At 58.4% G+C, this 22,248-nt stretch carries 17 protein-coding genes, 1 tRNA gene and 2 pseudogenes; 13 read left to right on the top strand and 7 right to left on the bottom strand.

What is annotated here, in order from left to right; translation table 11 throughout:
• Positions 1-54: 54 nt before the first annotated feature.
• On the bottom strand, positions 55-2,892 hold the full coding sequence (locus tag PSJE_RS01740) for an AMP-binding protein (protein ID WP_224795453.1): 2,838 nt from the start codon (positions 2,890-2,892) through the stop codon (positions 55-57).
• Positions 2,893-3,057: 165 nt separating this feature from the next.
• Here PSJE_RS01740 and PSJE_RS01735 point away from each other — a divergent pair, with 165 nt between their 5' ends.
• The gene (locus tag PSJE_RS01735) at positions 3,058-4,362 is read left to right on the top strand and encodes an MFS transporter (protein ID WP_090455519.1); all 1,305 of its coding nucleotides are present in this window, start codon (positions 3,058-3,060) and stop codon (positions 4,360-4,362) included.
• A 211-nt stretch (positions 4,363-4,573) separates the two neighbouring features.
• On the top strand, positions 4,574-5,389 hold the full coding sequence (dapF, locus tag PSJE_RS01730; protein WP_090455520.1) for a diaminopimelate epimerase: 816 nt from the start codon (positions 4,574-4,576) through the stop codon (positions 5,387-5,389).
• Positions 5,390-5,546: 157 nt separating this feature from the next.
• Here dapF and PSJE_RS01725 read toward each other — a convergent pair whose 3' ends face one another.
• Positions 5,547-6,521, bottom strand: coding sequence for a TerC family protein (locus tag PSJE_RS01725; protein ID WP_090455522.1), 975 nt, complete (start codon positions 6,519-6,521; stop codon positions 5,547-5,549).
• Between the two features lie 514 nt (positions 6,522-7,035).
• Between PSJE_RS01725 and PSJE_RS01720 the strand changes: the two genes are divergently transcribed.
• Together PSJE_RS01720 and PSJE_RS01715 are read left to right on the top strand one after the other, a co-directional pair.
• Positions 7,036-7,353 (top strand): hypothetical protein, encoded by a 318-nt coding sequence (locus PSJE_RS01720; RefSeq protein WP_090455524.1) that lies wholly within the window; start codon positions 7,036-7,038, stop codon positions 7,351-7,353.
• Positions 7,354-7,446: 93 nt separating this feature from the next.
• Positions 7,447-8,313, top strand: a complete 867-nt coding sequence (locus tag PSJE_RS01715) for a patatin-like phospholipase family protein (RefSeq protein ID WP_057714630.1) — start codon at positions 7,447-7,449, stop codon at positions 8,311-8,313.
• Between the two features lie 174 nt (positions 8,314-8,487).
• Here PSJE_RS01715 and PSJE_RS01710 read toward each other — a convergent pair whose 3' ends face one another.
• Positions 8,488-9,444 carry a GlxA family transcriptional regulator gene (locus PSJE_RS01710; protein WP_090455525.1) on the bottom strand — a complete coding sequence of 319 codons (957 nt, stop codon included), beginning with the start codon at positions 9,442-9,444 and terminating at the stop codon, positions 8,488-8,490.
• A 115-nt stretch (positions 9,445-9,559) separates the two neighbouring features.
• Here PSJE_RS01710 and PSJE_RS01705 point away from each other — a divergent pair, with 115 nt between their 5' ends.
• Positions 9,560-10,561 carry an SLAC1 anion channel family protein gene (locus PSJE_RS01705; RefSeq protein WP_090455527.1) on the top strand — a complete coding sequence of 334 codons (1,002 nt, stop codon included), beginning with the start codon at positions 9,560-9,562 and terminating at the stop codon, positions 10,559-10,561.
• 66 nt (positions 10,562-10,627) lie between these two features.
• Positions 10,628-10,954, top strand: coding sequence for a DMT family transporter (locus tag PSJE_RS01700; protein WP_090455528.1), 327 nt, complete (start codon positions 10,628-10,630; stop codon positions 10,952-10,954).
• 188 nt (positions 10,955-11,142) lie between these two features.
• Here the strand turns inward: PSJE_RS01700 and PSJE_RS01695 are convergent, their stop codons facing one another.
• The gene (locus tag PSJE_RS01695) at positions 11,143-11,973 is read right to left on the bottom strand and encodes an alpha/beta fold hydrolase (protein ID WP_090455529.1); all 831 of its coding nucleotides are present in this window, start codon (positions 11,971-11,973) and stop codon (positions 11,143-11,145) included.
• Between the two features lie 252 nt (positions 11,974-12,225).
• Here PSJE_RS01695 and PSJE_RS01690 point away from each other — a divergent pair, with 252 nt between their 5' ends.
• On the top strand, positions 12,226-12,675 hold the full coding sequence (locus PSJE_RS01690; RefSeq protein ID WP_090455530.1) for a MerR family transcriptional regulator: 450 nt from the start codon (positions 12,226-12,228) through the stop codon (positions 12,673-12,675).
• Positions 12,676-12,728: 53 nt separating this feature from the next.
• Here the strand turns inward: PSJE_RS01690 and PSJE_RS31490 are convergent.
• Positions 12,729-12,851: pseudogene (locus PSJE_RS31490) on the bottom strand (acetoacetate decarboxylase (ADC)); the annotation flags it as partial.
• Positions 12,852-13,111: 260 nt separating this feature from the next.
• Between PSJE_RS31490 and PSJE_RS01685 the strand changes: the two are divergent.
• The 3 genes from PSJE_RS01685 (at position 13,112) to PSJE_RS01675 (ending at position 18,795) form a co-directional block, all read left to right on the top strand.
• Positions 13,112-17,341: a DUF5801 repeats-in-toxin domain-containing protein gene (locus PSJE_RS01685; protein ID WP_090457885.1), complete on the top strand. Its 4,230-nt coding sequence runs from the start codon at positions 13,112-13,114 to the stop codon at positions 17,339-17,341.
• Positions 17,342-18,146: 805 nt separating this feature from the next.
• A complete protein-coding gene (locus PSJE_RS01680) occupies positions 18,147-18,524 on the top strand; it encodes a hypothetical protein (RefSeq protein WP_090455531.1) in 378 nt (125 codons plus the stop codon).
• The gene (locus PSJE_RS01675; RefSeq protein WP_224795454.1) at positions 18,514-18,795 is read left to right on the top strand and encodes a hypothetical protein; all 282 of its coding nucleotides are present in this window, start codon (positions 18,514-18,516) and stop codon (positions 18,793-18,795) included. The genes PSJE_RS01680 and PSJE_RS01675 overlap by 11 nt, the downstream gene beginning before the upstream one ends.
• Here the strand turns inward: PSJE_RS01675 and PSJE_RS01670 are convergent.
• Positions 18,788-18,991 (bottom strand): hypothetical protein, encoded by a 204-nt coding sequence (locus PSJE_RS01670; protein WP_057714624.1) that lies wholly within the window; start codon positions 18,989-18,991, stop codon positions 18,788-18,790. The two genes, PSJE_RS01675 and PSJE_RS01670, sit on opposite strands and share 8 nt — an antisense overlap.
• Positions 18,992-19,454: 463 nt before the next feature.
• Between PSJE_RS01670 and PSJE_RS31485 the strand changes: the two are divergent.
• Positions 19,455-19,789, top strand: a pseudogene (locus PSJE_RS31485) (site-specific integrase); the annotation flags it as partial.
• A gap of 80 nt (positions 19,790-19,869) precedes the next feature.
• Here PSJE_RS31485 and PSJE_RS31220 read toward each other — a convergent pair.
• Positions 19,870-19,991: transfer RNA gene (locus tag PSJE_RS31220), tRNA-Leu, on the bottom strand.
• 366 nt (positions 19,992-20,357) lie between these two features.
• Here PSJE_RS31220 and PSJE_RS01655 point away from each other — a divergent pair.
• Together PSJE_RS01655 and PSJE_RS01645 are read left to right on the top strand one after the other, a co-directional pair.
• Complete coding sequence (locus PSJE_RS01655; protein ID WP_060539960.1) at positions 20,358-20,567, top strand: hypothetical protein; 210 nt, start codon at positions 20,358-20,360, stop codon at positions 20,565-20,567.
• Positions 20,568-21,349: 782 nt separating this feature from the next.
• Entirely contained in the window at positions 21,350-22,222 is an 873-nt protein-coding gene (locus PSJE_RS01645; protein WP_208601474.1) for a TauD/TfdA dioxygenase family protein, read from the top strand.
• Positions 22,223-22,248: the final 26 nt, after the last annotated feature.

Below are 22,248 nucleotides of genomic sequence, written 5' to 3'. Positions count from 1 at the left end.
ATCAAGCCGAAATGCTCGATGTGGACGAATGGCGGCAGCAAACAAAGTAGTCGCCTAACCTGGGCGCTGGGCTCGTTCCGATTCATCCAGGTGCTCTAGCAGCATCGCTATCGTCGCATCCCGCAGCTTGATTGCCTCCATCCAGTCCGGCCCGTCTGCCAACAGCGGAGGACAGACGTTGACGTGGATTGCACCGTGGCGCGGGTACCACTGACCGTCGCGCAGCACCTTGCGCGTGCCGCAAATTGCGACCGGCAGCAGCGGCACGCCGGCACGCGCAGCTAGCACGAAGGCGCCCATATGGAACGTTCGCAATCCTGGCTCGCGGGTGAAGGTTCCCTCGGGAAAGAACACCAGGGGCTGGCCAGCCTGCAGCGCCTCGGCCAGGGGCTCGGTGTCTGCGGCGCTGCGCTGCAGGTCGAAGCGTTCGACAAAGCGGGCGCCGAGCTTGCGCAGGAACCGGCCGGCGATCCACTGGCCAGCCAATTCGCGCTTGGCAACGAAGCTGAACTGTGGCGGCAGGGCCGCGCTGAGAATGACACCATCGAGGTAGCTGGCATGGTTTGCGGCCAGCACGCTCACCGAGGAGGAAGGCAGGCGCTCGAGTCCCGTGACACTGAACGGAACACCCGCCAGGCGCAGAAACAGCCGGGAGGCCGTACGGGTAAAGCTGCGACACCAACGCTGGCGCGGCAGGATCGCAACGACCAGCCAGGTCAGCGGTGTGACCAGCCAGAACAGCAGCCAGATGTAAGTGGCATACAACGCGGCGCGGCAGGTCTGCCAGCTGCGACCGAAATGCCCGCGCAAGGCCTGCAATACCAGGCGCAGCAGCTGGCGCCAAACGGCCAGGTGCGGCCGCCCCACTTCGCCGCGCTCATACAGTTCACGACTGGCAGCACGGCGAAGCTTTCCGCTGGAGGTTTTCAGTACGCTATGCGGTGGCGCCAGAACGATATCGTCGGGCGCCACACCGGTGAGGTCGAACACGATACGGTTGACCTCCTGCTGCAGCTGTTGCCGCGCAGCAGCGTCCTTCTCGTAGCTTTCCGCCAACACCACCAGGCGCTCGGTGCCGGTGGCCGGCTCCGGACTGCCGAACACCGCGATGCAGCCTTTGCGCAGCCCGGGCAGATTGCCGACCGCTGCTTCGACATCGTAGGGGTAGATGTTGCGCCCGGCACGGATGATCAAGTCCTTGGCGCGGCCGGTCAGGTAGACCTCGCCGCCGGCCATGTAGGCGAAGTCGAGCGAGTCGAACCAGCCATCGCGCAGCACCCGGCGGGTCTCTTCGGGGTTGCGGTAGTAGCCTGCCGAGGTAGACGGCCCGCGAAATTGCAGGTGCCCTTCGCTGCGTTCGGGCAGTTCGATTCCACTGCCATCGACGATACGAATCTGATGGCCCGGCAGTGGTCGACCGCTGGAGACGAAGCGCAGCGTTGCGCTGGCATCCGCTTCGACGGGCAGTGCATTGCCGCGGGCCTGGAACGCGTCGCGCTGTACCCGGTCGATCAGCGGTCCTCGGTCCAGGGGAGGAAAGGCCACGCCCAGTGTGGCCTCGGCCAACCCATAGACGGGCGCCAGCGCAGTGGGCGCCAAGCCGTAGCGAGCGAAGCGTTCGGCGAAGCGCTGCAAGGTCTGCGGGCTGACCGGTTCGGCACCGTTGAAGGCCAGGCGCCAACTGCTCAGGTCCAGGCCCTCGAGGTCGCCGTCAGCAAGTTTGTTCAGGCACAGTTCGTAGGCAAAGTTGGGCGCCGCCGACAACGTGCCGCGGAAGCGGTCGATGGCCCATAGCCAACGCGCCGGCCGTGCCAGGAAAGCCAGCGGCGACATCAGCATCAGGCTGTAGCCGTAGTACAGGCTGCCCAGCCAGGCACCGATCAATCCCATGTCGTGGTACATGGGCAGCCAGCTGACGAACACGTCTTGCGGCCCCACCTTCAGAGCCCTCCCCATGGCGCGCAGATTGGCCAGCAGATTGGCGTGGCTGACCATCACACCCTTGGGCTGGCCAGTACTGCCCGAGGTGTACTGCAGGAAGGCGATGTCATCCGGTTTCCGCGGCGGTGTGACACACTCGCCCCCCTCGCCTGTAAGCTCGGCCACGCTGGCAATGCGCGTCAGGCTCGGGACCTGCGGCTGGAGCAACCGGGCGAGCAGCTTCGCTTGCGTCACGGTAATCAGCACTTTGGCCTCGGCGTTGCGCAGAATGCCGGCCTGGCGACGCAGATGATCCTCTATCTGCGACAGGCGCAGCGGTGGGTAGATGGGCACCGGCACACCACCGGCCAGCAGGATGCCGAAAAAGCCCTGGAGAAAGTCGCGGCCTGTGGGCAGCATCAGGGCCACGGTCTGACCGGCGTGCAAGCCACTGCGTTGCAGCCCTGCGGCAACGGCCAAGGCCCCCTGGTGCAAGGCGCCATAGCTGATATCTTCCTGCTGGTCACTTTCACCTAGCAGGCGCACGTGGAGATGCTGCGGCTGCTGGCGCACATGCCAGTCCAGTACCTCGATCAAGGTCCGCGCGGCGTCTGGCGTCTGCCCCGTTGCTATCAGGGTCTCGCTGGAATTGCTGGAGGACAACGGATGTACGGCCTCGTCGCCATGCCTGCTGTGCAGCACGCGCAGTATGTCGGTGGGGGTGTCTGCCGAGGCGAACAGGTTTTCTGGTAAGCGCACACCGAATTCGTGCTCGATACGTGACCAGAGCTCGACTCGAGTCAGGCTGTCTACGCCCAGATCCCGATCCAGCACGCTGTGCAAGGTGACTTGCAAACCTTCTGCCGCTTGCGGGCGCAGCTCGACCACGGTACGCCGGACAATTTCGAGCAATTTTTCCGCGTCCCCGTCGCAACGGGGAACGGCACGGGTTTCTGGAGGCGGGCGAGGCATCGGCAGCCCCTCATGACAGAACACTCTGTGTGTGTAGATCCTTGCCAACTGCCATTATGCGCCTACGGAGGCGACTGGGAATGCCATCATCAGCTGCAGCGCTCGCAGGATGGGTGAGCCGGGGCTAGGCTTCTGAAGAACGCAGCCCCTGCAGAGAGATCTGCCATGCCAGCCAGCCTTGCCCCCGGAGTGACACGCCGAGAAATCTGGGCCTGGGCGATGTTAGATTTCGCCAACTCCGGCTACACGACCGTGGTGATCACCGCCGTGTTCAACGCCTACTTCGTCGCCGTGGTCGCCAAGGGCGAAGCCTGGGGTACGCTGGCCTGGACCAGCGCCATATCCCTCTCTTACGCCTTGATCATCCTGACCGCTCCGCTGATCGGTGCCTACGCCGACGCGTTCGCCTGCAAGAAACGCCTGCTGCTGTTCAGCACGATCGGTTGCGTCGCCTTTACCGCTGGACTGGCGTTGGCCGGGCCGGGGGAGCTCGGCGTTGCGATTCTGTTCATCGTGCTATCCAACTACTGCTTCGGCAGCGGCGAGAACCTGATTGCCGCCTTCCTGCCCCAGCTCGCCCGTGCGGAAGCCTTGGGCAAGGTGTCCGGCTGGGGCTGGGGGTTTGGCTATATAGGCGGCCTGGTCAGCCTGGGTGCCTGCCTGGCCTTCGTCAGCTGGGCCCAGGCGCAAGGCCAGACGGCGGCGCAGTTCGTGCCGGTGTGCATGCTGATCACTGCGGTCTTGTTCGCGTTGGCCAGCGTACCGACCTTCCTGTTCTTGCGTGAACGCAGCCTGCCGCAGACAGGGAGCAGCGACAGGCCTATCCCGCAAGCGGCGCTGGCGCGCTTCGCGCAGACGCTGCGCGAAGCCGACCGCTATCGTGACCTGCTGCGCTTCCTTGCCTGCACCGTCTGCTACCAGGCCGGTATCTCGGCGGTGATCACCCTGGCTGCCATCTATGCCAATCAGGTCATGGGCTTCAGTACCCAGGACACGCTGCTGCTGATCTTCGTGGTGAATATCACGGCCTCCATCGGTGCCGTGCTGTTCGGTTGGCTGCAGGATCGCCTCGGCCATCGCACCACGCTGGCGCTGACCCTGCTGGGCTGGCTCGGCATGGTCGGTCTGGTCTGGGTCGCGCGCGGCCCCGGGCTGTTCTGGCTGGCGGCCAACCTCGCCGGTCTGTGCATGGGCGCCAGCCAATCGGCCGGGCGTGCGATAGTCGGTCTGCTCGCGCCGCCGACGCGGCTGGCAGAGTTCTTCGGCCTCTGGGGGCTGGCCGTCAAACTGTCGGCAATCCTCGGCCCCATGACTTACGGCTTGACCAGTTGGCTGTCCGGAGGCGATCACCGCCTGGCGATGCTGATTACCGGCAGCTATTTCGTTGTCGGCCTGCTGATCCTGGCCGGCGTCAACCTGGAGCGCGGGCGGCAGGTAGCTGTCAGCCATACCGAGAGTCTCGAAAAGTGAAAGAGACTCCCTGCATCGGGTCAGTCTTCGCCTGTCGAAACTGACCTGATTCGGCCAAAAGCTGCCGGTGACGAATCAAACACAACGATGTGTCCAGTCTGCCAAACACATTCGCCTCATGAGTTTTCACGTAGCTTGCAAAAGTCATGCGAATAGGGATAGATCGCTTTAAAACGTCAACTCATCACATGTCTTGCTGCCAGGTCTATTTATGCCGCTCAGCTTTCATAAAATGCACGCCAATGGCGATGATTTCGTTATCGTCGACTCGCGAAAATCACCGAATCCAATCACCAGCAATATGGCTCGTCTAATGGGAGATCGGAACCGAGGAATCGGCTTCAACCAACTCGCGGTGGTGTTTGATTGCGATGATGCAGATGCGCGTTTGATATTCTGGAATGCAGATGGCTCAACGCTGGACGCTTGTGGCAGCGCAACGCGCGGGGCCGCTGATATGCTGATGCGTGAATCCAATATGACTTCGGCAGCACTGCGAACCAACCGTGGCCTGCTGACTTGCGAACGAACTTCAACCGGCGCCATTTCTGTAAACATGGGAAAGCCACTTTTGGGTTGGTCGGATGTTCCTCTGGCTTTGGAAATGGACACTTTAGTGATGCCACTTGCCGGTCACCCAACAGCTTGCAGCATGGGAAATCCGCACTGCACCTATTTTGTGGATGACTTGGCAGCCGTTGAGATTGCAACGATTGGACCGGGAGTTGAAACCAACCCCTTGTTTCCCCTCAGGACGAACGTGCATTTCGTCCAGATCATTGACCGAAAGCACATCCGGTTGCGAATTTGGGAGCGCGGGGGTGGTATCCCGCTGGGTTCAGGCTCCTGCTCTTGTGGCGCCGCGGTTAACGGAATTCGTCGTGGCTTGTTAGACAATTGCGTTGAGGTTGAATGTGACGGCGGAGTTGTAACGGTTCAATGGGATGGCGTGGGATCAGTTTTTCTCACCGGGCCGGTAGAGACGACTTTTTCAGGAACAATCGCGGATGCTTTGTTGAAAGCTTGATTTTCAGGTAAGCCACTATTGGCCGACTTTTGCCTGTCGCCACCGTCTGCTTTGGGTTGTGGATTCAACCGGTCGATGACTGCGCCGATCAGTCGACCATCACTGTCGCGCTCAGCTAGCGTCGGTGCCGCCATCGCCCGTTCTTGTCTCAAATTCATCATTGTTCTCCCGTAACCCGTGTTTTGCTCTTCGTCAAAGTCAGGCTCAACAGTACCGAAATCAAGATGATGCCGCCGACTGTGGTCAGCGACCATTGGATCGGCATGTGCCACCACGGCGCGACCAGCATCTTGCCGCCGATGAACACCAGTACGATGGCCAGACCATATTTGAGCAAGTGGAAACGGTAGGCCATGTCGGCAAGCAGAAAATACAGTGCGCGCATGCCCATGATGGCGAAGATATTGGAGGTGAACACGATGAAGGGGTCGGTGGTGACGGCGAAGATAGCCGGGATGCTGTCGACCGCGAACACCAGGTCGCTGGCCTCGATCAGCACCAGCACCGGGAACAGCGGCGTCGCCCAGCGCAGGCCGTTCTGGCGCACGAAGAAGCGCTCACCGTGAAAACCGTCGGTGATGCGAAGATGGCTACGTAGCCAGCGCAGCAAAGGGTTCTTTTCGAGCTCTGGCTGCTGGTTGGCGAAGATCAGCATCTTGAAGCCGGTGATGAGGAGGAAAGCGCCAAAGACATAGAGCAGCCAGGCAAACTCCTGCACCAGCCAGACACCGGCGAAAATCATACCGGCGCGCATGATGATGGCGCCGAGCACGCCATAGAGCAGGACGCGGCGCTGCAACTCTGGCGGCACGGCGAAATAGCCGAAGATCATCACGAAAACGAACATGTTGTCGATCGACAGCGACTGCTCGATCAGGTAGCCCGTCAGGAATTCGAGCGTTGTACGCTGGGCCACTTCGGCGCCGAACATGCTGCGCAGATACCACCAGAGCAGGACGGAGAAGACCAACGCCAAACTGGTCCAGGCGATGACCCAGGCCAGCGCTTCGCGTACCGAAACACGATGCGCCTTGCGCCCGCCGAAAACGAAAAGATCCAGCGCCAGCATGGCGAGGACGAACCCGATAAAGGCGGCCCACATCCAAGATTGGCCGACGCTAATGGTGGTCATTTAACTATCCAAGGTTGGCCGATACTCATATAGCGCCGCACGATCACCCGCCCCAATGCGGGCGGCGCAGTGACTTAAGCGGTAGGCCAGGCGCTTGCTGAAGTAATCTCGAAACCGCGGCATTGGATGGCCTTCTGCATGACTGTCTCCGCATGAAGTAAATGGGCTGGAAGAGATCATGCTAACGGGCATGTAGTATCAGTAAAAATCGTTTATACATTGCGAATTGTTCGTTTTTTACGAAGTGTTGATTCGAGAGACCGGCTTGCTCAATCTGAATCTGAGCCAAGCCGACCGTCAGCTATGGGTTGTGGATTCAACCCACCAACGCAACAGATAGGCTAAATCGTTCAGCGGGCGTTTCGGGCCGGGGGTACTGATGGGTTCCGCTGCCGTTGGTCGGCACCTTGTGCAGCAGTGCGATAGAAAACTATAGGAATAAACTCTCGTGCCGATATCACTGAGGCAAGGCCTGCGCGTGCCTGACCTTGAACCTGAGCGAACGAGCACATTGATGAGTGATAAATCTTTGGAAGAAAAAGCGGCATTGATGGTCGACCCACATGAAACGATGGCCAGTGTCGGACAGATCACTGCCGGGCGCGATGCCCTGCGACAGCGCCTGGACAAGGCTGATCGCGCGGTTCAGGAGCTTCAGGAGCAACTGGACTTGGCAAAGACGCTGATGACCCGTCTGCTGGCGGCGAGTTTTGCGTCGACCGGCAAACTTTCCGCGCCCCTTACAAACTGGGGGCTAAATGAGATCGACGTTGTCGAACGGGAGATGGCCTGCTATTTGAATTCTACCAATGAGGCGAGCGCCGCTTCATAGGTCGCACACTGAATGCATATGGCGGGCTGCCGGAAGTCATGCCGCCCCGCCAGCTACACTCATTCGATACATTTCCGCACAGAGACTTCCGCCATGACGACCAAAACCGCAATCGTATTCGCTGGCGGTGGCAGTTTGGGGGCGGTGCAGGTGGGAATGTTGCGGGCCCTGGTCGAAGCCAATGTTCGGTTTGACATGGTGATTGGTGCTTCGGTAGGCGCTATCAACGGTGCCTACTTTGCCGCAAGACCCGATTCCGATGGCGTCCAGGCGCTCGCCGGATTCTGGCGCGGGCTGAGTAAAACTGACATCTTCCCCCTCTCTTGGTTCGATACCTGTAGAGGATTGATCAAACGGCGTGGCTATCTGTTGCAGCCGTCGGCCTTGAATCGGCTGCTGGGTCAGGCACTGCCCATTCACCGCATTGAGGATGCGGTGCTGCCCCTGTACATCGTCACCACCAACCTGCTCAGTGGTGCCGAGACGGTTCTGTCCAGTGGCGAACTCGAGCAGGCGTTACTGGCCAGCGCTGCCATTCCGCTGGTGTTCCCCTGCGTACAAATCGCCGATCAGTTTCTGGTTGATGGCGGCGTGGCAAGCAATACACCTATTTCGACTGCCGTAGCCTTGGGAGCCACCAACGTCGTGGTAATCCCCACCGGAGTGAGTTGCGACCTGACGCAACCTCCCCGAGGACTGGTCGCCTTGGCCCTGCACACCGTCAATCTGATGAGCATGCGCCAGCTGGTGAGCGACATCGAACACTTCCGCACTGTCACCAGTCTGCACATCGTCCCGCCCTTGTGCCCGGTGGATGTCTCGGTTTTCAACTTTGACCAGACCGAGTCTTTGCTGCAGCGTGCCTATGAGCAGACCCTTCGGTGGCTGGAACGTGGGGGGCTCGAACGCACCAAGGTCCCTGGTGCCCTTTCCATCCATTCGCATGCCCATGAGCATTGAGTGATGTGAATTACCAAAACAGCGAACCTTCAGGCCGGAGCACCCAGAGCGATGCCTGCGTTTCAAAATCAACCCAAATCTCGCCCTACCCGCCCTCAATGCCGCCATCCTGGAATTCACGCTTCGGGTTGCCCATGATGTGGCGGCAACGTTTAGCGATGAGGCCCCTCTACATTACACCGATGAAAAACGCTTTCGATAATCACTGGGACCAACCCCGAGACGCCGCATGAATGCCCTCCTGAACCCGTCCGTATTGGCATAACCTACTGTATCGGCCAAGCGCTTGAGTGATACGTCCGAGTCTTCGATTAACCGTCTGGCCGCATCGATGCGCGCCAGTTCGACAAATTCGGCCGGGGTTGAACCGGCTTCGGCCTTGAAGGTACGGGCGAAGTTGCGCTCGCTCATACCGGCGCGGGCGGCCAGGATGGGTACGCTCAAGTCGGCCTTCAGGTGTTCCACAACATAATCCTGCACGTCTCGGATCACGCTGCGTTCGGCGGTTTGTGCTGCCAATTGCGCGCTGAACTGCGATTGTCCGCCGGGCCGCTTGAAGAACATCACCATTTCACGGGCAACGCTGAGCGCCAGTTCTCTGCCGTGGTCTTCTTCGACCAGCGCCAAAGCCAGGTCCATGCCCGCCGTGACCCCTGCCGAGGTGTAGATGTTGCCATCCTTGATAAAGATGCTGTCCGGGTCGACATGGGTTTGCGGGTGTTCCCTGGCCAGCTTTGCGCTGGAGTTCCAGTGAGTGGTGACACGGCGTCCGTCAAGCAGCCCGGCGGCGGCCAGCAAAAAGGCACCGCTACAGACGGAGCCGATACGACGTACGGATTTCGCCTGCCGGCGCAGCCATTCCTGCAATGCAGGGTCCAGGGCAATTTCATCGATGTGTGGACTGCCAGCGACAAGCAAGGTGTCAATCTTGCCTTTATACGTTTCAAAGGTGTCGTCGATGGCAAGCTTCAAACCGCTAGAGCTTTTGATCATCCCTTTGCCGGTGCCGATCACTTCAACCCGATAGGCGCGTGGGTTGCCCAGTTGTCTGGCTGCTTCGGCGAAGACATCGGCAGGTCCGACAACGTCCAGCAGTTGCACGCGGGGGAAGGCCAGGAGGGTTATGCGCATGATGTCTGTCCTCGTCGAATCATTGGCTGAATACGTCGCTTAATGACTATTTCAGCCAATGTCTGTTTGGCTGAAAATAGCCCCAACAGCAAATTCAGTCAAACGGGAGACTGCCATGAACACTGCATATACCCCCACGGTCGCTGCCGCTCAATCGGTGCAAACCAGCAATACGTCCATCAAAAACCTGCCTATCAATCTGTTCGGCTCGGTCATGGGCCTGGCCGGTCTGGGACTGGCTTGGCGCTTGAGCGGTCAGTATTACGGTGTCGGCGGAGTGTTGGGTGAAGCGATTGGCGCCCTGGCCGGCCTGGTATTCGTGCTGCTGACCTTGGGTTACCTGGGCAAATGGGTGAAACATCCAGAGGCGGTAAAGGCCGAGTTCAACCATCCGATCGCCAGCAACTTTTTCGGCACCGTCACCATTGCATTGTTGCTGCTTTCGGCAGTCGCCGCGCCCCACAACGAATTGCTCGGACGGGCTCTCTGGATACTGGGCAGCGCACTGACGGTGTTGCTCGCAGGCCTCGTGGTTTTCCGTCTGTTGTCGGGCAATCAGGATTCGTTGAATGCCGTACCTGCCTGGTTGATTCCGGGTGTTGCCACCCTCGATATCGCGGTAACCGGTGCGCATATGCCCATGGCCTGGGTTGCTGAGTTCAACCTGTTTGCCCTCGCCGTGGGTGCGGTGCTGGCGCTGGTTTTCTTCACCCGGATCTTTTCGCGGCTGGTGCATGAGACAACGCTGGCCAAAGGCATGGTGCCTTCGCTGATGGTCCTTATTGCCCCCTTTGAAGTCGGTTTCCTGGCGTACACCAACGTGTTCGGCGAGATCGACAGGTTTGCCAGCGTATTGTTCTACTTCGGTCTGTTTCTGTTCGTGGTGCTCGGCTTCAAAGTGTTCCGTCGCGATGTGCCCTTTGCCCCTTCGTGGTGGGCAATCAGCTTTCCCATCGCGGCCCTGAGCAATGCCGCGCTGAAATATGCACATGCCCAGGACAACACCGTGCTGATGGTAATCGCTGCTGTAATTCTGCTGTTTCTCACCGTGGCACTGACCGTGTTGTTGGTGAAAACCCTGATCAGCCTGTTCAGCGGCAAACTGTTGGCCAACTGACCTTTTACCTCCCTTTGGCGAGCCTTGACCGGCTCGCTTTTTTTTTGCCCACACAGGTTTCATCGAATGACTTACAACGCATCGTGGTTACTACTGATCGTTGCCGGATTCCTGGAGATCTTCTTTGCGGTCGGCTTGAAATCTGCCAATGGCCTTGAAAGGCCCTGGCTGCTGGTCGGCACGGTCGTAGTATTGGCCGGCAGTTTGAGCCTGTTGACGATGGCTTTGCGGGTACTGCCTGTAGGAACCGCCTATGCGGTCTGGACCGGCATCGGCGCTGCCGGCACAGCCGTCGTTGGAATGTATTGGATGGGTGATGCGGTATCGTTCTGGAAACTTGTCTGGATCTGCATGATCCTGCTGAGCGTCGCCGGACTACGCTGGGCAGCCTGAACAGGGCAAATAATTAATTGATTAACAGCCCCATTTTTTTAGTCCAGTGAGGAACAGGAAACATAGACGAAGGGAGTCGCAAGCGGACACTCGGTCAGCTCAGTTTTCAGCCACTTAGTCGAATCTTCAACGCATCGATTTTTTGGCTTTGAAGAAACTGGGGGGCAGTTTTTTACCCCCCAAGTTGCCTAACCTCGCAGGAAAGCGAGCAAATCGGCGTTGATTGTATCGGCGTTCGTCGTAGGCATTCCGTGCGGGAAGCCCGAGTAGGTTTTCAGCGTGCTGTTTTGCAACAGTTTGGCTGACAAGAGCCCGGAGTTTTCATAAGGCACGATCTGGTCATCATCACCATGCATCACCAGCACGGGGATCGTGATGCTCTTTAGATCCTCGGTAAAGTCGGTCTGGGAAAAGGCCACGATCCCGTCATAATGCGCCTTTGCACAGCCCATCATGCCTTGTCGCCACCAGTTCCGGATGATGCCCTCAGACGGTTTTGCACCAGGGCGGTTATAACCGTAGAAAGGTCCAGCTGGAACGTCATGGTAGAACTGTGCGCGGTTGGCCTTCAGCTGTGCCTGCAAGTCATCGAAAACCGACTTTGGCAAGCCGCCTGGATTGCTCGGTGTCTGAACCATCAAGGGTGGCACGGCGCTGATTATGGCGGCCTTCGACACTCGGTCTTCGCCGTGGCGCGCAATGTAATGGATGACTTCACCACCGCCGGTGGAGTGCCCCACATGAACTGCGCCTTGTACCCCAAGATGGTTGACCACGGCCGCGACGTCATCAGCATAGTGATCCATGTCGTGCCCGTCCCAGACCTGACTGGATCGCCCGTGACCACGCCGGTCGTGTGCAATGACCCGGTAGCCGTTCGCCAGGAAAAAGAGCATCTGCGCATCCCAGTCGTCCGCACTGAGTGGCCATCCGTGATGAAAAAAGATCACCTGGGCATCCCGTGGCCCCCAGTCTTTGTAAAAGATCTCAACACCGTCCTGCGTAGTGACATAACCCATGTTCGCATCTCCCGAATGAAATGGAGGGTATGACCAATCGTGTTCTGATCGTGCCCCTTGTTGAACCTTGCCCTTGTTCAATAACGTGCAGCCCATCCAATAGGCAGTTCAGAGGGAATGGTCCTGGTCTGGTTTTCGCCCACCCCTGAATTCCATGGCGTTTTAGCAATGCATTACATCCGCGCAGCTTGGTCGCCAAATAACTTTAGGTTTAAAGTCAACTTTAAGGTCAATGGTTTTTCGGAGTGGAATATGAGAATAGGCGAACTGGCGAAAATCAGCGGACTGGCGCCTTCACGCATCCGTTTTTACGAAGCGAGCGGCCTGATCAAATCTGTCGGGCGCAAAGCCAATGGGTATCGGGACTATGCACCTGATACGGAGTGGGTTTTGGAGATCATCACGGGCGCCCAGGCGGCGGGGTTTTCACTGGAAGAAATCCGACAACTACTGCCGATGAATGCGAACGGTTGGCGGCATGAAGAGTTGCTCAGTGGACTCAAGCGCAAGGTTGAGGAAATCGAAGTCCTGCAGCAACGGCTGGCCCTCAATAAAGCGCAACTTCTTCTGGTTATCGAGGGAGTTGAAAGCAAGCCTGAAGGCATGGGTTGCGTGGACAACACGCAGTTGTTATTGCATCGTCTACGCGAGGAAGGTGTGGCGGTAGCACCACGCGGCCGTGATATTGCGTCGTCCAAGTAAAACGTCACCTGTCAGGCTTGTGAGGTCTGACAGGTTTTTGCCGGATCGTTGAATCAGTGTGCGTTAGCCAGTGCCGCTAACGGCTTCGGCGCGTAGAGTGCACTTTGGAACGCGGGCACGTATTCGTACTTCATCATTTTCCCCAGCTTCAAGGAGCGGATGTAGTTCGACAGGCTGGTTCAGCCTCAGTTCGACGCGCTGGAGGTTAAACCCCCGGCAACCTTGAACACCCGCGCCATGCCCTCATTCACAAGCGGAATATTCGACTCCGCTCCTTCGCGTCATCCCGTCTCCCCTTCCCAGTAGTCTGAATCTCCTACCCCGTCTGGGAGTATCGGCCGATGTATATCGTCCGGCGTTTATCCATAGTTGTGGCATGTACCAAAAAAAGGTCCGCGGTCCGGCCTTGGTGACTGCAATTGCTTTGGAGAAAGTCATGGCTACTCAGAAAAAAAACTCATCGTCAACGAACGATCAGATCGCTCTATTCACCCAGCCCCTCACCACTGACCTCAACGAGTCATTGGTGACAACGTCGGTTACAGCCAGCGCTCTGGGCGTCGTGGCGACCGGCGAGGACGTGACCCTGGACGAAACGGCCGGATTGCAGAACGCCACTGCCACGCCAACCCCTGCGGGGGACGCTGACGACAACGACATTCTGGTGGCGTCCCTGCCCACGACATTCGCTAACCGTTTGGCCGGACTGGGGGCAGGCACCGCCTCGGGTGCGGCCTTGAGCGGCTATACCGGTGCCACGGGCAACACGGGCAGCGATGCATTCACCGTCACCGCCGCGCCCGGAGGAAGCATTACCGATATCAGCTTCACCGACAGTTCAGGCGCACCGCTCAATGGCCTGGACAGCGGACTCGATACCCTCGATGGCACCAGCATCCTTCTCTATACCGATACGAACGACAACAACATCGTCGTGGGCCGAGCCGGGGGCCCGGCCGGTGCGATCGTGTTCGCTGCCTACATTGAAGAAACCGGTTCGCCGGTCACGGGCGGCAAGATCTGGACCGTGGAGTACCAACCGCTCAAGCATCCCGATATGACGGATGCCGATGACTCGCTCAATCTGCTGAATAAGGTTTTCATCGGAGCCAGTGAGGATCTGGTGTTCAGCCTGGCCAATGCGCCCTCCGGTCAGAACCTGTTCCTGATGTTCACGAAGGCGAACCCGAACGTTGTCGATGACGGCGGTGTGTTGCGGATCACAGATCCCACCATCATTGCCACCGGCAAGGACCCTGCTGACCAGTCAAGCGGCGTCAACATAAACACTGGCGACACGATCAATACCAGCCAGGCGGGTGGCCCGACCACCTTCGGCACCAACAATCAGATGATTGTGGAGCAAGAGGGCATCCGCTTTTCGTTCGTCACAGGTGCCAGGCAGAATGTGACCATTCCCAACCTGGATCAGAACGAAGCCGACCTTGAATCCAACGTCGACTTTACCGACGTCTACAACACGAAGTCGGCCAATTTCGACGTTGTGCAATTGCAAAGCGGCAAGAGCGCTATCGTAAAAATCAGCGCATTCAGCACCGCGGCTGAACCTGGCGTGAATTTCATCAATGGATATGCGAATGATGCGACGGTGGCCATCACCAATGTTCGCGTCTTCAACAGCACCGGGCAGGTGATCGAGAATTCAGACGGATCGGTGAATGATCCGGCCATTACCATCAGCTTTGCTGCAGGGGTCGCAACCCTCACCGGCATTAAAGCCGGCTACCAGATTGAATACACCACTACGGCGGATCACAACCGCGTGCTTATCGAGAACGGTGCGGCCGTCAATGCCAAGGGCAATGACCACGCCGACTTTGATATCGGTGGTTTCACGCTGGTCAAAGCCTCTGTTACCACCACCGAAATCGGCTCCAAGATGATCTTCGACGACGACGGGCCGAGCATCAGCACCACCGGCACGGAGCCGACGCTGACGGTGGACGAGACGGTACTGGCGACCAACGACACCCAGAGCTTTGCCGCCAACTTCAATTCGGCGTTTGGCGCCGATGGCGCCGGCACGCAGACCTATGCGCTGGACGTGGTGGCCGGAGCTTCCGGGTTGACCGACACGGCCACCGGCGAGGCGGTGAACCTGTCGCTCAACGGCGCCGTGGTCGAAGGCCGCACGGCCCTCGGCAACCTGCTGGTGTTCACGGTCAGCGTGGCCGCCAATGGTGATGTCACCCTCGACCAGCTCCGCGCCGTGGTGCATCCCGACCCAACCAATCCGGATGACTCGACGAGTTTGACCTCGGACGACCTGGTGACGCTGACGGCGACCACGACCGACGGGGACGGCGACAGCGCCCAGGCGACGCTGAACATCGGGCAGAACCTGGTGTTCAAGGACGACGGGCCGAGCATCAATACCACCGGCACGGAACCGATGCTGACAGTGGACGAAACGGTGCTGGCGACCAATGACACCCAGAACTTTGCCGCCAACTTCAATTCGGCGTTTGGCGCCGATGGCGCCGGCACCCTGACCTATGCGCTGGACGTGGTGGCCGGAGCTTCCGGGTTGACCGACACGGAGACAGGCGAGGCGGTGAACCTGTCGCTCAACGGCACCGTGGTCGAAGGCCGCACGGCCACCACCAGCCTGCTGGTGTTCACGGCCAGCGTGGCTGCCAACGGTGATGTCACCCTCGACCAGCTCCGCGCCGTGGTGCATCCCGACGCCACCAATCCCGATGACTCGACGAGTTTGACCTCGGACAACCTGGTGACGCTGACCGCGACCATTACCGACAAGGAGGGCGACAGCGCCCAGGCGACCCTGAACATCGGGCAGAACCTGGTGTTCAAGGACGACGGGCCGACCATCACCACCACCGGCACGGAGCCAACGCTGACAGTGGACGAGACGGTACTGGCGACCAATGATACCCAGAGCTTCGCCGCCAACTTCACCTCGGCGTTTGGCGCCGATGGGGCTGGCACCCTGAGCTATGCGCTGGGCGTGGTGGCCGGGGCTTCCGGATTGACGGACACGGCCTCGAACCAGGCGGTGAACCTGTCGCTCAATGGCACCGTGGTGGAAGGCCGCACGGCCACGAGTAATCTGCTGGTGTTCACGGTCAGCGTAGCCGCCAATGGCAGCGTCACGCTGGACCAGCTCCGCGCCGTGGTGCATTCCGACCCAAGCAATCCCGATGATTCGAAATCGTTGACCTCGGACAACCTGGTGACGCTGACGGCGATCAAGACCGACGGGGACGGCGACAGCGCCCAGGCGACGCTGAACATCGGGCAGAACCTGGTGTTCAAGGACGACGGGCCGGCACTCAGTTTCGGCAACCTGATCGGGACCGGTAGCGTCCTTGCGCAATCCGGGTTCTGGAACATGGCGACGGGAGCCGACGGGCTCGGGGCGGCCGGTCTGGATATCTCGTTGGTCAATAACCAGTTCACCCTCGTCAGGCCGGACAACACGACCACGACCGGGACCGGCACGCTCAACGAGCTGTCGCCATCACCGGATGTCAATGGCGCGTACCAGTTCGCGGGAACCTTGACCGGTGATTTCGACAACAACGCCGCAACGGCGAATACCACCGTCGACTACACGTTGACCGCCTATGCCGATGGTCGCTATGCACTGGATCTGGTGCAAGGCTTCCGTTCGACGATCGTGCTCAGCAGTGCCGACGGCTCGCTCGCTGCCGGCGGCCCGGATCCGGTGCGCACATTGTTGATTCCGCAGACGAGCAACCCGGCTATTCCTTCGGCATCCGAGGAGATCGTGTTCTTTTCCGCGAAGGCGCTGGCGTCGACCGCGGACATCCTGACCGGCATCGGGCTCGGAGCACCCGACCCTACCGAAGCCGCGCTACAGACCAACCCCCTGCCGTCGTACATCGACCCGAGGGCCATGAACGTCAGCACGTCCGGCATCGGCGTCGCCAACAACGTGCTCCAGGGCGATAACCTGGCGGCAATCAGCGCCGTCGATGAAAGTTTCGTCATCAATCCAGAGAGCCTGCTGACGGCAATGAAGGTCTTCATCGACAACTCCGTGGCGGGTTACAACACCGCGACCGAGGACCTGTACTACCGGATCTACTACGCGGATGGCACGTTTTCGGACCGCATCGAGGTAAACACCCTGACGCCGGAGGCTGGCGGGCAGGTGTCCTTCCTCGTCGAGAAGGCGGGTACGACACTGATCGACGCGGTTCAGCTGACGATGGGCCGGGGCGATATCAAGATCCCGGTGATCCAGTTCATTCAGGAGAGCGAGAGTCTGGCCAGCGATGTCCAGCTGGCGTTCAGCGCGACGCTGACGGACAAGGACGGGGACTCGGCGACGAGTACCTTTGACGCCAACCTGTTCGCCAACGAACCGGCCAACGCACCCTTCGACTTCACGCTGGTTGGCACGGGCGGTGAGCAGGATGCGTTCAACATCGATCTGTCAGTCAATGAGAACCTGTACCAGGTCAGCGGCTTCGATGCGGGCCTGGGCGTGCGGGACAGGCTGGTGCTCAACGGCGACCCGAACGCCGCTGTCCAATCGATCGACAACACCGGTGCCGATAGCATCGTGACGGTTGCCGAGACGGGCGGACAGACAACGACCATCACCTTGGTCGGGGTTGATGTTCTGAATACCGACGTCTTTTTTGGCAGTGCTTGAAGCTTTGCGCGTGAACGGATGCGAGGGTGGCCTAGGAAACCACCCTCGTATTCTTTTTGCAGTCCAATACGAGATCCCCTTGATCGCCGCCGCTTTGAACTGACGAGCAGCACAAGGCGTAAAGAACGCCGCTGCGTGCATATTGGGGTCCGTTTGTGTGTTTGCACGCACAAACAGCAGATGGACCTCTGCCTGCACCCTCCCCTTAGGTGCTTCAGGCTTTTCATGTTGACCCATCGATCTGCAGGCTTTCTCCGCCCCACATTCGCGTACACAGCCCCCAACCTGGGCCTGTTTTAGCCGGGTGCAGGTATGCAGAAAAAACGACACATTCAGACCGCAGGCGTGGCTGGGGGACGACGGCGCGCGCCAGGTCAAAAAACCCTCCTCCGCCCCAAGTACGCCAAGGCGCGGCTGGTGCAAGAAACGAATGCCTGGCCGGGGAGATCAGAGCCGAGGAAGCGACGCAGTGGGTGGCCGACGTGAACAACGAACGGGCATGGATCATGCTTGAGTATGGGAGACAGTTCAGGGGTTGATCGAGATCCGCTGCAAGCCTTGCCGGTGATCGATGGGCTTTGACTACATTCAAGGAGCGGTGCAACACGCTGAAGCGCGGGCCGCAACAAAAAGGTAGCCCGCGCGTTACGAGTAACGGGGGCTATGTTCAATTGCCCAGTACCGACAAGGCCCTGCTGGTTGAAAACTGCGCCACTGATGGCGACCCAAGACCCCAACTTCTGGCGCAGCAGCGCATACATTTGCGCCTTAAGAGTGAAGGCGCTAATCAGGATGGGAGTTCGGCATGCTGTTTTTCAAACCCGAGCGACAACTAGCGCTTGAACTAGACCTCGAGGGACTCTCGCTCCGTCTCAAACCCCTCAGTACCACCATCAAGCTGATGACGTCTCACAGGCTGCGGAAGTATCAACGGGCCCTGGAAAACGACATAGGCGGACTACCTGGGTTTATGGCGTTGTCGGTTGAGGGAAAAGTCAATTACATGATTCCCATCATTTCGCAAATGAACGAAGCCAGAGATCAGCAGAATGAAGTCGATTTCATAGCGGCCTACCTGACCGTCATGCTGCTGGAAAGCATCAGCTGCGGCTATCATTCGACGATGAACTTGGTCTTTAGCGGGATGGAAAAGATCGCCGCGTTCCGGTGGGATGAGTCATAAAAAAACCATCCAACAAGAAACTCTGGAAGCACTTATCAACAACCACGTGCCGGGCGAGCGCCACGACTTCGAGGAGTGGCAGGAGACGGTGTCCACGCGCCTCATCAATCTGGCCAAAGCACCTGCCGATCAGTCTGCCCGCTTCGCCAACATGTCGCGACCTGAAATCGTAGTTTCTGAAAAGTGGTCGCGAAAGCTAGTAGGGTTCGCCAAGACCGGTGTCGAAATGTGGCGGTCTAGCTACTGCGCTGGCGCAGTCTCCACTACTTGACTTGATCATATGCATCATTCATCACTTTAATGGCGTTTAACACATGCGGATGTTCAGCCCAGCGGTATGCAGCATTTCCAAGTAAGCCGGCTGTCGCGTTGTCCATCAGGCTTTTTACATCAAGCCCGCTGGCGACGGCCGCTCCAATAATTGCTACAAGCGCTTGTTCCAGTGCAATTTCGCGATCACTAACCACTGCATCTCCTTAAACCGACCCCATGCCGGCCTGAAAGATTAATCGCTCACCCACAACCAAATTGCCACTACCCCCTGTCGCATCCGGTCACGGAGTACGGCGCTTGAGCCACCCTACCCCTTTTCGCGTGCTCTCCACAATCAATCGATGCTTAGTAGTCTCGATACGCTTAATCGCAGGCACTTGGCCCGACGAGAATGGATCAGCAAGCATTGTTGGGTGCGCTCGGTGTGAAAGATCTGTCTTGCTACCGTTATCTCCTCAATCAACTGCCGATTGACTGAGTCGTAGCCACCGTTCGGAGATCATCAAAATTGGTCATCGGAAAAGCTTTCTCGGCGCTCTCGCGACATACGACACAGGACGAACTGCCACCTCCACTCACCCACTTTCTGCCGCCAAGCGTGGTATGGAGACGCTCAGGAACATCCAGGCCAACGGGTGACTGACACTCGATGATGGAATTGAAATCACTGGTGAGCTGAAGACTTTGATTGATCGGATCATGTCCCGAAAGTCAGAACATAAAGTCTGCTCTACGCGGCTGATCGTTACAGAAGATGGCACACCAATGTCGGTGGCGATGTTACGAGGAAGGTTTGACTTGGCCAGGGAAGCGCCTTGTGTCGCAAAGTCCGAGTTTCAAATGCGCGATTTACGCTCCAAAGCCGGTACGGACAAGGCCGAATCAAGCGGTGACATTTTGCAGGCCAGAGATCAGCTTGGGCAACAACCGTTGTAATGACCGAGCAGTACATCCGCAACAGGAAAGGGAAAAAAGTCTCACCAACCAAGTGAATTGCGGACCAATCCAATAATTGCGGACCAGAAACAAACAAGGGCTTGCCCAGCTTTCGCTCGCAAACCCTTGATTTATATGGTGCCGAAGCCGGAATCGAACCGGCACGCCCTTACGAGCGGGGGATTTTAAGTCCCGAGGGAAAATCAATCAGACTGGGGCTTCCAATAGATTTTCCGGACCGCAATCAAGCCTATTGGCTTGCCCTACAGCCCAATGTTTCCGCATAACCTTAGAAGATTGCGGTCCAAAAAAATCCATGATTCAAGCATCGAAAATGTGCACTCAAGCAGCGTGATAACCATCAGTCGTATGCCGATCACGCATACTTCACGCGCTCTACTGGTGTCGTCTCGCCCCAAGCATCCATGTCCGCAGGGATCATGCATCCCCCCTTTGTAATGGCCATTTTTACTGGCGCTAGCTGCAACCGACTGCCTACAAGAGCTTAAAAGTGCGTGAGAAAGTCACGCACGCCTTTTCGCCACCTCCCCGGCGTCCTGCCGACCGCCCCCCTTCATGCACTATCTCCCGATGCTACGCTGAAATCTCCACGGAGGATTCGCGATGCCAAACTCTGACCTGCTCCCTTCCCTGCTGTTCAAGATCAACGAAAACCAGCTTGCCCTTGAAGCCGCTATCCTGGAGCTTTCGAGCTGGGTCGAGCAGCGCGGATCGGCCGATGTCGCCGACAATGTGCGCGGCGCCCTTGAAGCTATCGACAAGAATGAGGAATTTATCAAGATGACGCTCGCGGTGATGATGGCGCCGGAGTGACCGCTACCGGCCGATTCTGTTGAAAAAGTCGGTTTTCTCAACCGCTCGAATATTGACGGGTAAAAACACATTTTTTTCCCCGCTGCTACGTAAAATCCGAGTCTGGACACCTCTGCTGAAAGCAAGAAATTCAATCTCAGACGCGTACTTTTCTGTCGTGAGAACCAAGCCGTACTTTTTCAACAGAATCGGTAAGAAGCTGACGTTCGATTTTTTTTGGGAACCTCAAAGTCCTTTGATGAAAACACTAGATGTCGCAGTGGTTCCGCGGCCAGTTTGACCAATCACTTTCGGATTGAGCCTTTTACAACTGGAGAACTAGGCAGCCCCCAAGGCCTCTCGCATAAAAGCGAAGCCCGGCGACCGCTCACGTGCTTTTTAGTGCTCCTGATCAGCCATATTGCGTGGATTTTCGACGCCCTCGATGCTCCTCACGATATGCACTCCTCCGTCCATCTCTAGAAATTCCGTCCCAGCAGGCAAAACTGCGCCGGTGCGTGGACATTAATCAGCTAATGTCCGTGGTCCCGACGCACCGTCCCAATATGCTAATAAACTGTCCCGCCGCGCCCATAGTCTCGTGCCCGAGATATCTACTATAGGACCAGTACCTCTGCCATCAGCGGGGGCCTGTTACCTATACCGGATGCACATCTTGCGCATCGCCGTACAAGCACGGATTGGAGACAACAATGACAAAAATCGCCGACATCCAAAACACCCCTTCACCAGCATCGCCCTCGGCACCGGCCATCATCCGGTCGTCGGTGCGACAGCATTCGATCAAGGTAGAGCTTTGCACACCCGCCATCGGCGCCGAGCTCAGCAACGTCAGCCTTGTCGACGCTGCCCAAGATCCAGAACTGATCGCGCAAATCCGGGAGCTGTGGCTCAAGCACAAAGTGTTGTTCTTTCGCGACCAGAACATCACCCCAATGGAGCAACAGCACTTCGCCGCGCAATTCAGCGAACTGGAAGCCCATCCCTTGGCGCCGAGCCATCCGGAGGCGGACAAGCTGCTGATGCTGTACCGCAATCTCGATCCGAGCAAGCCCAAGAGCTATGTGGAAAAGGCTAGTCGCGAAAACCTCTGGCATGCCGATGTCACCTACAAGCAGGCGCCGCCCCGCGGTGCGGTATTGCGCTGCGAACTGGGTCCGGAGACCGGCGGCGATACGCTGTTTTCCAACATGGTGATGGCCTACGAAAAGCTGCCCGAAAGCATCAAGCAACGGATCGATGGCTTGTATGCCAAGCACGGTGCCGAGCAGACCTTTGGCGCCCAGTTGCCACGCGAAGAACGTCACGCGATGGCCCTGAAGACGCCCGGCGCCGAGCATCCGGTAGTGCTTGTGCATCCCGAGACCGGCGAGAAGGTGCTGTTCGTCAATTCCGCATTCACCACCCATTTCTCGAACTTCTTCAACTTCGAGGACATCCGCTACGGCCAGGACTTCATGCCCGAGGCTCATCACCTGATGAACTACCTGATCTCCCAGGCCGCCATCCCGGAATACCAGGTTCGCCTGAAGTGGCGCACCAACACCGTTGCCATGTGGGACAACCTGCAAATCCAGCACTACGCCGTGGCTGACTACGGCAACGCGCCACGGAAGATGCTACGCGCAACCTTGGCGGGAACCCCGCTGACCTGACCCTGACTGCCAGACAGACAGCCCGG

The organism is Pseudomonas jessenii (genome assembly GCF_002236115.1).
GTDB classification, from domain to species: Bacteria; Pseudomonadota; Gammaproteobacteria; order Pseudomonadales; family Pseudomonadaceae; genus Aquipseudomonas; species Aquipseudomonas jessenii.
The sequence above is the reverse complement of the archived record's forward strand: the minus strand, read 5'-3'. Positions and strand labels throughout refer to the sequence as shown.

Bases quoted from the DNA above. Each gene is read 5' to 3' on its own strand.
- PSJE_RS01740 (WP_224795453.1), bottom strand. From the start codon at position 2,892: ATGCCTCGCCCGCCTCCAGAAACCCGTGCCGTTCCCCGTTGCGACGGG.
- PSJE_RS01735 (WP_090455519.1), top strand. From the start codon at position 3,058: ATGCCAGCCAGCCTTGCCCCCGGAGTGACACGCCGAGAAATCTGGGCC.
- dapF (WP_090455520.1), top strand. From the start codon at position 4,574: ATGCCGCTCAGCTTTCATAAAATGCACGCCAATGGCGATGATTTCGTT.
- PSJE_RS01725 (WP_090455522.1), bottom strand. From the start codon at position 6,521: ATGACCACCATTAGCGTCGGCCAATCTTGGATGTGGGCCGCCTTTATC.
- PSJE_RS01720 (WP_090455524.1), top strand. From the start codon at position 7,036: ATGAGTGATAAATCTTTGGAAGAAAAAGCGGCATTGATGGTCGACCCA.
- PSJE_RS01715 (WP_057714630.1), top strand. From the start codon at position 7,447: ATGACGACCAAAACCGCAATCGTATTCGCTGGCGGTGGCAGTTTGGGG.
- PSJE_RS01710 (WP_090455525.1), bottom strand. From the start codon at position 9,444: ATGCGCATAACCCTCCTGGCCTTCCCCCGCGTGCAACTGCTGGACGTT.
- PSJE_RS01705 (WP_090455527.1), top strand. From the start codon at position 9,560: ATGAACACTGCATATACCCCCACGGTCGCTGCCGCTCAATCGGTGCAA.
- PSJE_RS01700 (WP_090455528.1), top strand. From the start codon at position 10,628: ATGACTTACAACGCATCGTGGTTACTACTGATCGTTGCCGGATTCCTG.
- PSJE_RS01695 (WP_090455529.1), bottom strand. From the start codon at position 11,973: ATGGGTTATGTCACTACGCAGGACGGTGTTGAGATCTTTTACAAAGAC.
- PSJE_RS01690 (WP_090455530.1), top strand. From the start codon at position 12,226: ATGAGAATAGGCGAACTGGCGAAAATCAGCGGACTGGCGCCTTCACGC.
- PSJE_RS01685 (WP_090457885.1), top strand. From the start codon at position 13,112: ATGGCTACTCAGAAAAAAAACTCATCGTCAACGAACGATCAGATCGCT.
- PSJE_RS01680 (WP_090455531.1), top strand. From the start codon at position 18,147: ATGCTGTTTTTCAAACCCGAGCGACAACTAGCGCTTGAACTAGACCTC.
- PSJE_RS01675 (WP_224795454.1), top strand. From the start codon at position 18,514: ATGAGTCATAAAAAAACCATCCAACAAGAAACTCTGGAAGCACTTATC.
- PSJE_RS01655 (WP_060539960.1), top strand. From the start codon at position 20,358: ATGCCAAACTCTGACCTGCTCCCTTCCCTGCTGTTCAAGATCAACGAA.